Genomic DNA, 11,906 nt, shown 5'->3' with positions numbered 1-11,906 from the left:
ATCCGGAAGAGTGCGAGCCGCCCTTCCGGATCGCTCACGCTCAATCGAGGATAAATCATGTTCGTCAATCGGCGCGCCGTGCAGATCCAGTGGGGCGATTGCGACCCCGCCACCATCGTCTACTACCCGCGCTATTTCGCGATGTTCGACGACTCGACCTCGATCATGTTCGAAGCCGCCGGCTATTCGAAGCAGGACCTCGTCCACAAATACGGCCTGGTCGGCATTCCCATGGTCGACACGCGGGCGAAATTTCACATCCCGTCGACCTATGGCGACTGGATCACCATCGAGAGCCGGATCGAGAGCATCAAGCGCTCGAGCTTCGAGGTGGTGCATCGCGTGTTCAAGGGCGAAGCGCTGGCGATCGAGGCATTCGAGACCAGGGTGCTGGTCGGCCGCCACCCGGACGATTCCGCCAAGCTGAAATCGGCGCCGTTTCCGCAGGAGATCATCGACCGCTTCATGAACGGCTGACTCGCACCCCCTCATGACTCGACTTTCGGAGCATGATCCTCTCGGAAAACCGGTTTCCACTTTTCCGGATCATGCTCTAAAGAAGGGGCTGAATTGGCCCGCAAAACTGGTTTAAACCCAAAAAACTTATCCGCAGGGAGGAATGAATGAGGAAGGCCACTCTCGCCACAGCAGTGCTCGCGGCAGCCATCGCGCTGCCGGGCGCGCCCGCACTGGCGCAGACCAATGAAATCACCATCGGCATCTCGATCTCGACCACGGGGCCAGCCGCGGCGCTTGGCATCCCGGAGCGCAACGCGCTCGATTTCGTGCCGAAGGAGATCGGCGGCGTGCCGCTGAAGCTGATCGTGCTCGACGACGGCGGCGATCCGACGGCTGCGACCACCAATGCGCGGCGCTTCGTCACGGAGTCGAAGGCCGACATCATCATGGGCTCCTGCACCACGCCGCCCTCGATCGCAGTGTCGACGGTCGCCAACGAGGCCGGCATCCCGCATCTCGGCCTCGCGCCGTTCCCGATCAACGACGCGCGCATGAAGTGGTCGGTCGACCTGCCGCAGTCGATCCCGATCATGGGCAAGGTGCTCTACGAGCACATGAAGGCGCACAACATCAAGACCGTCGGCTATATCGGCTATTCGGATTCCTACGGCGACCTCTGGGTCAACGACTTCAAGGCGCAGGCCGTGCCGATGGGCCTGACCATGACCGACGAGGAACGCTTCGCGCGTCCGGATACGTCGGTCGCGGGCCAGGTGCTGAAGCTCGTCGCCGCCAATCCCGACGCCATCCTGGTCGGTGCTTCCGGCACCGCCGCGGCGCTGCCGCAGACCGCGCTGCGCGAGCGCGGCTACAAGGGCCTGATCTACCAGACCCACGGCGCCGCCAGCATGGACTTCATCCGCATCGCTGGTGCGGCCGCAGAAGGCGTCATCATGTCGGCTGGCCCGGTGATGTCGCCGGAAACGCAAGCCGACAGCGCGCTGACCAAGAAGCCTGGGCTTGCGCTCAACACCGCCTATGAAGCAAAGTACGGCGCCAACAGCCGCAGCCAGTTCGCCGGCCATTCCTACGATGCCTTCGAGGTATTGAAGCGTGTCATCCCGGTGGCGCTGAAGGCCGGCAAGCCCGGCACGCCCGAGTTCCGCGAAGGCATCCGCAAGGCGTTCATCTCCGAGAAGGAGATCGTCGCCACCCAGGGCGTCTACAACTGGACCGAAAAGGACCGCTACGGCCTCGACGACCGCTCGCGCATCCTGCTGACGGTCAAGGACGGCAAATACGTCCCGGCGATGTGAGCCGGTCGCGATCCGCGAAACGAAGAAGCCGGCCCCGATGAGGCCGGCTTTTTCATCAGTAAAGTAAGGGTGACGGCGCCTAAATCGCGCTTTCGCCTTCGTGCTGGAAGCCGAGATAGCTCGCGGCGACGCCCTTGTTGGCGGCGATATCCTTGGCGGTGCCCGACAGCACGAACTCGCCGAGCTCCATGACATAGGCGCGGTCGGCGATCTGCAATGCGGCCTGCGCATTCTGCTCGACCAGCAGCACCGAGACGCCGGCGGCGCGGAGCTCGCCGACGATACGGAAGATATCGGCGACAATGATCGGGGCGAGGCCGAGGCTCGGCTCGTCCAGCATCAAGAGCTTCGGCGCGCCCATCAGCGCGCGGCCCATCGCCAGCATCTGCTGCTCGCCGCCGGACAGCGTTCCGGCAAGCTGCTTGCGCCGCTCCTTGAGCCGCGGAAACAACGTGTAGACCCGCTCCAGCGAGGTCGCCGCGACAGCCTTCGCGATCCGGAAGGCGCCGAGCTCGAGATTGTCCTCGACATTCATGGTGCCGAACAACTCGCGATGCTCGGGCACCAGGCTGAGGCCGATGGCGACGCGGTCCTCGATGTCGAGCGGCGCCATGTCGACGCCCGCGAACGTCGTGCGCCCCTTCAGCGGCAGCACGCCCATGATGGCGTTGAGCAGCGTGGTCTTGCCGGCGCCGTTGGCACCGATGATGGTGACGATCTCGTTCGGGGCGACGTCGAGCGAAACGCCGCGCACCGCCTCGACCTTGCCGTAGGAGATGTGGACGTCGGTCACCGATAGCAGCGCAGTCATGCGGCGGCTCCGAGATAGGCCTTGATCACGTCGGGGTTACGCTTGATCGCGGCCGGCGTGCCCTCGGCGATCTTGGTGCCGAAATCCAGCACCACGATGCGGTCGGCGAGATCCATCACGAACCCCATGTCGTGCTCGACCAGCAGCACCGACATGCCGCCGTCGCGCAATTGCCGGAGCAGCGCGGCCAGCCGCTGCTTCTCCATGTGGCGCAGCCCGGCGGCCGGCTCATCGAGCAGCAGCAGCATCGGATCGACGCACAGCGCGCGGGCGATCTCGACGATGCGTTGCTGTCCGAGCGACAGCGAACCCGCGAGCTGGTCGATCTGGTCGGACAGGCCGACGCGCGCGATCTGCCGCGCGGCTTCCGCCAGCAGCTTCGCCTCGTCGGCGCGGTCGAGCCTCAGCATGCTGGAGATCGCGCCGGAATTGCCGCGCAGATGCGCGCCGATCGCGACGTTCTCCAGCACGGTCATGTCGGGTACCAGCTTGACGTGCTGGAAGGTCCTGGAAACGCCGAGCTTGACCACCTCCTGCGGCGGGGCGTTCTCGACTTCCTTGCCGAGCACGGAGATCTTGCCGCTGGTTGCGGTCAGGACGCCGGTGATCAAATTGAAGGTGGTGCTCTTGCCGGCGCCGTTCGGGCCGATCAGCGCGACGATCTCGCGGGCGTTGACGTCGAACGAGACGTCGTTGACCGCGAGCACGCCGCCGAACTGCTTGCGCGCCTTGTCGATGTGCAGAAGGATCGGAGACGTTCCGGGCGTCCGTTCGCGGTGCTCCAGCTTCACCGACGTGTCCAGGGTCTTGCGGGCGGGCTTGAACGGCAGCCGCGACATCAGCCAAGGCCAGACGCCTTGAGGAGCGAGCTGCAACAGCAGCACCAGCATGATGCCGAACACGATGGTCTCGAGCTGGCTCTGGCCGCCGAAGATGTAGGGCAGGTAGCTCTGCAGCACCTCCTTGAGGATCACGACGATGCCGGCGCCAAGCACGCCGCCCCAGACGTAACCCGCGCCGCCGACCACGGCGATGAACAGATACTCGATGCCGGCCTGCGCGCCGAACGGCGTCGGGTTGGCGGCGCGCTGGAAATGCGCATAGAGCCAGCCGGACAGGCCGGCCAGCACCGCGGCATAGATGAACACCAACAGCTTCGCGCGCGGCGTCTGCACGCCGAACGCTTCGGCTGCGACATGGCCGCGCCGCAAGGCGCGGATCGCGCGCCCGGTGCGGGAGTCCAAGAGGTTCATGGTCAGCAGCGCGGAGAGCAGCACCGCGACCCAGATCGCATAATAGATCGCATCCGGGCTCAGCATCTTGAACGAGCCGATCGACAGCGGCGGAATGCCGGAGATGCCGTCGTTGCGGCCGAGGAATTCGAGCTTGCTGAACAGATAGAACAGCCCGATGCCCCAGGCGATGGTGCCGAGCGGCAGATAGTGGCCGGACAGCCGCACCGTGACGATGCCGAGCAGCACGGCCGCGATGCCGCTGACCAGCAGCGAAGCCGGCAGCGTCAGCCAGGGCGAGACGCCGTAGGCGGTGGTCAGCACCGCCGTGGTGTAGGCGCCGAAGCCGCAGAACGCGGCCTGGCCGAACGAGGTCAGGCCGCCGACGCCGGTGAGCAGCACGAGGCCCATCGCAACCAGCGCGGCGAGGCCGATATTGTCGAGCAGAACGATCCAGAACGGCGGGATGCCCGGGACAAGCGGGATCACCGCCATCACGAGCGCGAAGATGATGAGGGGAAGGCGCTGCGTCATCGCGCTCAATCCTTCTCTTCTTCGACCTCGGGCGCCGCGAGCGAGCGCAACACGAGCACGGGGAGGATCAGCGTGAACACGATGACTTCCTTGAAATTGCTGGCGTAGAACGATGAGAAGGCCTCGACGATGCCGACCACGATGGCGGCGACTGCGGTCAGGGGGTAGCTGACCAGGCCGCCGATGATGGCGGCGATGAAGCCTTTCAAGCCGATCAGGAAGCCGGTGTCGTAATAGAGCGTGGTGATCGGCACGATCAGGATGCCGGAGATCGCGCCGATGACGGAGGCGAGCAGGAACGCGATCTGGCCGGACAGCGTGGTGCGGATACCGACCAGGCGGGCACCGAGGCGGTTGACCGCGGTGGCGCGCAGCGCCTTGCCGGTCTTGGTGTAGCCGAAGAACAGCCACAGGGCGACGATGAAGCCGATCGTCAGGCCGTAGACCGCAAGGCTCTGCCCGGTGAAGCGCAGCGGGCCGGCGGTCACTGCGGCATTCGACAGCGCAGGCGCGCGCAGGCCTTCGGCGCCGAAGAACACCAGGCCGAGGCCCTGCAGCGCCAGATGGCAGCCGACCGAGGCGATCAGCAGCACCAGCACGGAGGTGTGCGCGATCGGCTGGAACGCGATGCGGTAGAGGAACACCCCGATCGCCGCCACGATCAGGAGCGCGAGCGCGATGTTGACGGCGATCGGCGTGCCGGGACCGACCAGCGCGTAAATCAGACCGAGCAGCGCGACGGGAAAGGCGATGTTGAGCGCGACCGAGCGGATCACCAGCCGCGCATGCAGCGCGTTGCGGGCGAAGAACAGGTCGAGGGCGAAGGCGACGAGGCCCATCGCGACGGCAAGGCGTGCGGTGCCGGGCACCTGGCCGGTCGCCAGCATGGCGTAGCTCAGCGCGCCGTAGGTGACGAATTCGCCCTGCGGGATCAGGATCACCCGCGTGACCGCGAACACCAGCACCAGGGCCAGCCCGAGCAGTGCGTAGATCGCGCCATTGGTGATGCCGTCCTGCAGCAGGAACAGCATGATCGTTGTGTTCAAGGCCGAGCGCTCCCCCTCAAGCGTGGGACCGCCTCAACCGGTTGCGCCGGTCAGGTCGGCCGATATCGGCTGTTGAAAGCTGCCGATATTTGATATAGTCCATAACAATTATTAGATATAATCTCAAGGTCCCCGAGTGTCGTGCGGGATTCTTGTACCGGGATTGCGAGCCTGGAGCGATGACTGTTTCCAAGACCGCCACCGATGCCCTCCGTTCGTCGCGGGCCCTGCGCAGGGAACCGGCCGATTCTGCCGGGGACGACAGCATGCTGCAACTGGGCGAACTGTCCGGATTGCTCGGCTATTCGTTGAAGCGCGCGCAGCTCAGGGTATTCGAGGATTTCCTGCGCTGCGTCGCGCCGCTGCAGCTGACGCCGGCGCAGTTCTCGGTGCTGCTGCTGCTCGACAAGAATCCGGGCCGCAACCAGACCGAGATCGCCAACACGCTCGGCATCCTTAGGCCGAATTTCGTCGCGATGCTCGACGCGCTCGAGAGCCGCGACCTTTGCGCGCGGATGCGCTCCACCAACGACCGCCGTTCCCACATCCTGGTCCTGACCGACAAGGGCCGTGCCGTGCTGGCGCGCGCCAAGAAGCTGGTCGCCAACAAGCACGAGGCGCGGTTGATCGAGGTGCTCGGCCCCGCCAACCACGCCGCTTTGCTGGAGATGCTGGCGAAGCTCGCGCAGGAGTTTTGAGGGGGCGCGACGGCTCGTCCGCTCGCAATGACGCGTTGGGTTGATACATATCCGGCATGCGGGCGCCGCCAGGCGGCGAACCATCGCGGTCTAAAGCTTGTAGCCGATGTTCCGCAGTAGATCCTTCCGCCACGCAATGTCGGCGTCGGTTTCGACACCCAGCGGCGAGGCGCCATCCACCACGCCGAGCACGCCGCGCCCGAGCTCCGTCTGCGCGACGATCACCTGTGTTGGATTGGCCGTCGAGCAATAGATGCGGCAGACCTCCGGCACTGCGCGCACCGCCGGCAGCACGTTGACGGGAAAGAACCCGTCGCCGAGGAAAATCAGGAAGGTGTGACCGGCGCCGATGGCCAATGCGTTGTCGCGTGCCAGGGCGAGCGAGGCGTCGTCGTTACCGGAGCAGCGCACCAACCGCTTGCCGGAGGCCTCGCAGAAAGCCAACCCGAAGCGGATGCGCGGAACCGCGCCCACCAGCGCTTCGTGAAGGTCTTCCACGGTCTTGATGAAATGCGACTGGCCGAAGATGAAGTTGGTCTCATCCGGCTTGACGATGGGCACTACGGTGAGTTCCATGGCTTCGCTCCTGCACGCGAACTCCCCAATCCATGGTAGGCCGTGGGAGGGCGTTTGCAAGCGGCCACAGGCGCTCAAATGTGCCGGCTGTCTGCTTCGGCTCACGCCGACCAGACCCAGCGTCCGTACTCACGACGGCTCTCAAGGGGGGCCGGAAATCGCCGGGAGGTTGCGCGCCGAAGGGCGGCGATTGTGGTATCCTCCGTCAAGCGCGATGGCCCGTATGTTGCACGGCCCCTCGCAAAAGGCCGCGAAGCGTACCGAGCGTTGCTAACGGATCTGAAGGGAGCGCTTCCGGGGCTCGAGGAGGATCAACGCCGTGAAGCGGGACTTCGACCTCATCGTCTATGGCGCGACGGGTTACACCGGGGGTCTCATCGCCGAATATCTGGCGACATCCTATCGCGGCGACGATGCTCCGTCCTGGGCAATTGCGGGACGCTCGACCGACAAACTCCAGAAAGTGCGTGCCGACATCGGCGCACCGGACGATTTGCCGTTGGTGAAGGCGGATGCCTCCGAGCCGGCCAGCCTGCGTTCGATGTGCGAGCGCGCGGCCGTGGTCGTCACCACGGTCGGGCCCTATCAGCTTCACGGTCCCGGGCTAGTGGCGGCATGCGCGGCCACCGGCACGGCCTATGTTGATCTTTGCGGCGAACCGGGCTGGATGCGGGGTATGATCGACGCCCATCACGAAGAGGCAAAACGGACCGGCGCGCGCATCGTCTTCTCCTGTGGCTTCGATTCCATCCCGTTCGATCTCGGTGTGCTCACGCTGCAGGAGAAGGCGCGCGAGAAATTCGGACGCCCGGCGCGGCGGGTGAAGGCCCGTCTACGCAAGGTGAGGGGTGGCATGTCCGGCGGCACCGCGGCGAGCGCTCAGGCGACGCTGGCCGCCGCGGCGCGCGACCCGGCCCTGATCCGGCTGCTGACCGATCCCTTCGCGTTGACGCCGGGCTTCACTGGGCCGTCTCAGCCGTCGGGCCTCGTCCCCGAATATGACACGAGCATGCACGCGTGGCTCGTGCCGTTCCCGATGGCGCCGATCAACACCAAGAACGTGCACCGCACGAACTTCCTGTTGGGCCATCCCTACGGCAGGGACTTCGTTTATGACGAGATGATGGTGGCGCCGGGACTTGGGGACATCGCGAGCGTGACGACGGAGACGTTCGCCACGGTGGTGTCCTTGTTCGGGACCGGCGGTCTCAAACGCGGCGCAGGCCCGACCCGGGAAGCGCGCGAGAGGGGCTTCTACGACATCTTTTTTCTGGGCGAGGTGCCGGATGGCGGACGGGTCGAAGCCGTTGTCACCGGCGACCGCGATCCGGGCTATGGCTCGACCAGCAAGATGATCACCGAAAGCGCTCTCTGCGTCGTGCGCGACGTGCAGGGCGAGGGCGGCATCTGGACGCCGGGCGCGCTGATGGGGCCGGCCTTGCGCAAGCGTCTAAAGGAGCGCGCCGGCCTCACCTTCAGTGCGCGTTGAGGTCACGCAGTCGGCAGGTATAGCAGCCCGTTCGGCTAGAAAAAGCGACTAGAGCATTTTCGGTTCTGATTGAATCAGAACCGAAGCTCTAGATTCTTGTTTTGACGCGTTTTCTTCACGCGAACCGGTGCCCACTTCGCTCGAAAACGCTCTAGAGGGCGATCATACGATCTTCCGCTACGACACTTGAGCTTGGCTCCGACTCATCTGCTTGCAAGGAAGGCAGCCCTAATCCAGGGCCAAGCAATTGACGGCAGCGAAGCAGCGCCGCAAATCCGGACAGTGCGTCGAGACTGGTCCGAAGCAGCATCGGTAACTCGCTCGGCTGTTTCATTGTCGCACGGACCAGCGCGGCGAGATCGATCGTCCCGTTTGCACGCACTGCGGACAGGGCGGCGGCAGGAAGCTGCCGACCGGCCGGATCCATGATCACGCGGACGGCAGTCATAGGGAGGCCGCGCGCTGCAGCGACACTCGCCGCCACATGGGATTCGTTATCGACCGCCAGCGCGCCTGTACTCATATGCAGCGAGCGCTTCGCTTCTGGATGCATCGCGACGGTAGTCACACCAGCAATAGGGCCATAAATCGAACCGGGGATGAGTCGAAGCAAGGCTTGCGACCAGTCCCGATCAGTGAAGAGCTGAATCGTTTCCGAAACGATCGTCGATGCTACGACGCATGCGCCTGCCGGGAGGTTGGGCGAAAGGCCGCCCGCGACGCCAAAGCTGATGAGACCGCAGCAATCCTCAGCAATTGCCGACGCGAGAGACTCCGCGAGCGTGCTGCCATCGCCACTGCAGATCGCCTGCGTATGCAGGTCTGCAGCGATCCGCGCCTCAAATGCAAGTCCCGTGACTCCAATCACCACTGCCATGAGTCCGCTCCCCGGATGCCGCGCTGGACGGCGGGTGTCCGCGCATGCGGGTCGTATCAGGAGTGTTCTGCTCCAACGCCAAATCGCAAATGACTAACGAGTTAGTTTCTGACGGATATGTTAGCTGCATTGTTTTGGCGCCGTGATAAATGCTGCCCTAGGGCCGGGATCTGTGGCGAGCGTGAGATCGTGCCGGAAGCTGCAACAGCGCACTTGACGAGCCAAATCGGCGACCTCACGAGACGCGAGCCGATGCAGTGTCCGCCGCATCTCCAAGTCATTGTGCGGAACGATTTGGAGCATTGTCCGCGCTGGCAGTTCGCCTTCGCGAGCGAGCGCAAGGATCATCGATACTATGAGTTGGTCGAGGATACCCTTCATCCCGAGTTCGATTACCGGTATTTCCTCATCAAGGATGCGGTCGACCAGGTTTGTGCTGTACAGCCATTCTTCCTGATGGACCTGGATTTGCTGGCCGGTGCGAGCCCGCGGTTTGGCGTACTCATCGACGCCATTCGCCGGGTGTGGCCAGGTTTGATGCGCGCCCGTCCGCTCATGGTGGGGTGCGTCGCCGGGGAAGGTCATCTTGACGGGGACGAGGCCTGCCATCGAGGCTGCGCGGAACTGCTGGCCTCTACGATTGCAATACATGCTCGCAGGCTCGGGGCGCGGCTGATCGTGCTCAAGGAGTTTCCGGCGCGATACCGACCAATCCTCGACTGCCTGATCGCTCACGGCGTCACCCGCATCCCCAGCCTGCCCATGACCAGGCTTTGCATCGATTACGCCAATTTCGATGACTATATGAATCATGCGCTCAACAGCGCAACCCGTAAGAAACTTCGCAAGAAGTTTGAGGCGACAGCGCGGGCCTCTCCATCCGTCGAGATGAACGTCGTCAACGACGCAACGCCGGTGATCGCGCAGATCTATCCATTGTATTTCCAAGTCTATCAGCGTTCGAAACTGCACTTCGAGAAGCTGACGGAACAATACTTCTGCGACTTGGGGCGGCGGATGGGGGACAAGGTTCGCTTCTTCCTCTGGCGTCAGAACGAGCGGATCGTCGCGTTTGCCGCATGCATGGTACACGGTGACGCGATTTATGCGGAGTACATAGGTCTCGACTACGATGTCGCCTTAGACCTGCACCTCTATCATTATGTGTTTCGCGACATGGTGAGCTGGGCAATCGCCAACGGGTACAAATGGTTTCGCAGCAGCGGGCTGAACTATGATCCAAAGCTGCACCTGAGGCACTTGCTTGACCCGATCGACTTATACGTTCGGCACACCTCCGCGCCGATCAACTCAGTGTTGAAGCGCATTTTGCCGGTGCTCGAGCCGACGCGATATGACGAGACGCTTGCGAAGTTTCGTAACTATCAGGAGCTTTGGGCGCAGCCCGAGACTGGCCTTGGGCCCGTCGAGGATACGGCCTAATCCACCAAAATCACCCGCACGTCATTGACGTTGGTCAGCGTCGGCCCGGTCAGCAGCAGATCCCCGGTCTGGGCGAAGAACCCCGTCGCATCGTTGTTCTCGAGATAGGCCTTCGGATCGAGGCCGATCGATTTCATCTTCGCGAATGTCGCCTGGTCGATCACGGCGCCGGCCGGGTCGGTCGCGCTGCCGGCGCCGCCGTCGGCGCCGTCGGTATCGGCGGCCAGCGCCGAGACGTCGGGCGTATCCTTCAGCAGGCCGGCCAGCGCCAGCGCGTATTCCTGGTTGGGGCCGCCGCGGCCATTGCCGCGCACCGTCACCGTGAGCTCGCCGCCGGAGATGATCGCAACCCGCTTGCCTTCGCTGCGCGCCTTCAGCGCAAGCCGCGCATGCTCGGCCGCGATCTCGCGGGCCTCGCCTTCGAGATCGGCGCCGAGCGCGATGGTCTCGTAGCCGGCGTGCTGCGCGACCTTCACCGCGGCGTCGATCGAGGCCTTCGGCTTTGCCAGCAATTCGAACGTCGCCCGCGCGAAGGCGGCATCGCCGGGCTTGCAGCTTTCGTTCGCGGGATCGTCAAGCGCGCGGCGGACCGCGTCATCGATCGAGAGATTGTATCTGGCGACCAGCGCGCGGGCGTCCGCCAGCGTGGTCGGATCCGGTACCGTCGGCCCCGAGGCGATCGCGGAGGGATCGTCATGCGGCACGTCGGAAATCGCCAGCGTGACGATCTCGGCGGCGTGCTGGCCGGCGCGCGCCAGCCGTCCGCCCTTGATGCGCGAGAGATGCTTGCGCACGGTATTCATCTCGCCGATCGGCGCGCCGGAGCGCAGCAGCGCGCGGTTGACCTGCTGCTTCTGCGCGAAGGTCACGCCCTCGACCGGCGCGATCCAGTTCGCCGAACCGCCGCCGGTCAGCAGCACCAGCAGGAGATCGTCCGGGGTCGCTGTCGCGGCGAGCTGCAGCGTGTCGTCCGCCGCCTTGAGCCCGGCTTCATCGGGCACCGGGTGACCGGCCTCGGCGACCTTGATGCGGCGGGTCGGCACGCCATGGCCGTGGCGGGTGGTGGCGATGCCGACCAGCCGCGCCAGATCGAGCTCGAGCGCGTCGAGATAATGCCGCTCGGCCGCTGCGGCCATCGCCGCGGCGCCCTTGCCTGCGCAGAGACAGATCACCCGTCCCTTCGGCACCGGCCGCAGCCGCGACGCCAGCACGACATCGGGATGCGCAGCCGCTACCGCGGCATCGAAGATCGAACGCAGGAAAGGACGACGGTCGGTCATGGTTGTGCCTTTGCGCGAGTCGGGACGTAGGTACTGTTCCTTCTCCCGCTTGCGGGGGAGGGTCAGGGTGGGGGGCTGCCACGAGTCGTATTGCGGACAAAGCCCCCACCCGGATCGCATCTTTGATGCGATCCGACCTCCCCCG

At 64.7% G+C, this 11,906-nt stretch carries 11 protein-coding genes; 5 read left to right on the top strand and 6 right to left on the bottom strand.

Translation table 11 applies throughout. The features are described 5' to 3' along the window. Nucleotides 1-57 precede the first annotated feature (57 nt). Both ACE10X_RS41400 and ACE10X_RS41395 read left to right on the top strand, forming a co-directional pair. On the top strand, nucleotides 58-477 hold the full coding sequence (locus tag ACE10X_RS41400; protein WP_375763770.1) for an acyl-CoA thioesterase: 420 nt from the start codon (nucleotides 58-60) through the stop codon (nucleotides 475-477). Between the two features lie 146 nt (nucleotides 478-623). Then, nucleotides 624-1,775, top strand: a complete 1,152-nt coding sequence (locus tag ACE10X_RS41395) for an ABC transporter substrate-binding protein (RefSeq protein ID WP_038384546.1) — start codon at nucleotides 624-626, stop codon at nucleotides 1,773-1,775. 79 nt (nucleotides 1,776-1,854) lie between these two features. Here the strand turns inward: ACE10X_RS41395 and ACE10X_RS41390 are convergent, their stop codons facing one another. The 3 genes from ACE10X_RS41390 to ACE10X_RS41380 are packed head-to-tail and all read right to left on the bottom strand — an operon-like array spanning nucleotide 1,855 to nucleotide 5,398. Beyond that, nucleotides 1,855-2,586, bottom strand: coding sequence for an ABC transporter ATP-binding protein (locus ACE10X_RS41390; protein WP_038384545.1), 732 nt, complete (start codon nucleotides 2,584-2,586; stop codon nucleotides 1,855-1,857). Continuing rightward, nucleotides 2,583-4,352 carry an ATP-binding cassette domain-containing protein gene (locus ACE10X_RS41385; protein ID WP_375763769.1) on the bottom strand — a complete coding sequence of 590 codons (1,770 nt, stop codon included), beginning with the start codon at nucleotides 4,350-4,352 and terminating at the stop codon, nucleotides 2,583-2,585. Before ACE10X_RS41385 ends, ACE10X_RS41390 begins: the two co-directional genes overlap by 4 nt. 5 nt (nucleotides 4,353-4,357) lie before the next feature. Continuing rightward, entirely contained in the window at nucleotides 4,358-5,398 is a 1,041-nt protein-coding gene (locus ACE10X_RS41380; RefSeq protein ID WP_038384544.1) for a branched-chain amino acid ABC transporter permease, read from the bottom strand. Between the two features lie 179 nt (nucleotides 5,399-5,577). On the opposite strand from ACE10X_RS41380, the gene ACE10X_RS41375 reads away from it, so the two are divergent. Next, the gene (locus tag ACE10X_RS41375) at nucleotides 5,578-6,096 is read left to right on the top strand and encodes a MarR family winged helix-turn-helix transcriptional regulator (RefSeq protein ID WP_028336531.1); all 519 of its coding nucleotides are present in this window, start codon (nucleotides 5,578-5,580) and stop codon (nucleotides 6,094-6,096) included. Between the two features lie 90 nt (nucleotides 6,097-6,186). Here the strand turns inward: ACE10X_RS41375 and ACE10X_RS41370 are convergent, their stop codons facing one another. Then, nucleotides 6,187-6,672, bottom strand: coding sequence for an adenosine-specific kinase (locus tag ACE10X_RS41370; protein WP_028339081.1), 486 nt, complete (start codon nucleotides 6,670-6,672; stop codon nucleotides 6,187-6,189). A gap of 319 nt (nucleotides 6,673-6,991) precedes the next feature. On the opposite strand from ACE10X_RS41370, the gene ACE10X_RS41365 reads away from it, so the two are divergent. After that, a complete protein-coding gene (locus ACE10X_RS41365) occupies nucleotides 6,992-8,161 on the top strand; it encodes a saccharopine dehydrogenase family protein (RefSeq protein ID WP_375763768.1) in 1,170 nt (389 codons plus the stop codon). Between the two features lie 151 nt (nucleotides 8,162-8,312). Here ACE10X_RS41365 and ACE10X_RS41360 read toward each other — a convergent pair whose 3' ends face one another. Next, nucleotides 8,313-9,038, bottom strand: a complete 726-nt coding sequence (locus tag ACE10X_RS41360) for an adenosylhopane nucleosidase (RefSeq protein ID WP_375763767.1) — start codon at nucleotides 9,036-9,038, stop codon at nucleotides 8,313-8,315. Nucleotides 9,039-9,251: 213 nt separating this feature from the next. Here ACE10X_RS41360 and ACE10X_RS41355 point away from each other — a divergent pair, with 213 nt between their 5' ends. Next, the gene (locus ACE10X_RS41355; RefSeq protein ID WP_375764653.1) at nucleotides 9,252-10,481 is read left to right on the top strand and encodes a GNAT family N-acetyltransferase; all 1,230 of its coding nucleotides are present in this window, start codon (nucleotides 9,252-9,254) and stop codon (nucleotides 10,479-10,481) included. On the opposite strand, the gene ACE10X_RS41350 is transcribed toward ACE10X_RS41355, so the two are convergent. Next, nucleotides 10,478-11,761, bottom strand: coding sequence for a glycerate kinase (locus tag ACE10X_RS41350; RefSeq protein ID WP_375763766.1), 1,284 nt, complete (start codon nucleotides 11,759-11,761; stop codon nucleotides 10,478-10,480). The two genes, ACE10X_RS41355 and ACE10X_RS41350, sit on opposite strands and share 4 nt — an antisense overlap. Nucleotides 11,762-11,906: the final 145 nt, after the last annotated feature.

The sequence above is a fragment of the Bradyrhizobium sp. Pha-3 genome (assembly GCF_042258325.1).
GTDB classification, from domain to species: domain Bacteria; phylum Pseudomonadota; class Alphaproteobacteria; order Rhizobiales; family Xanthobacteraceae; genus Bradyrhizobium; species Bradyrhizobium elkanii.
This window is presented reverse-complemented; position numbering and strand designations above follow the sequence as displayed.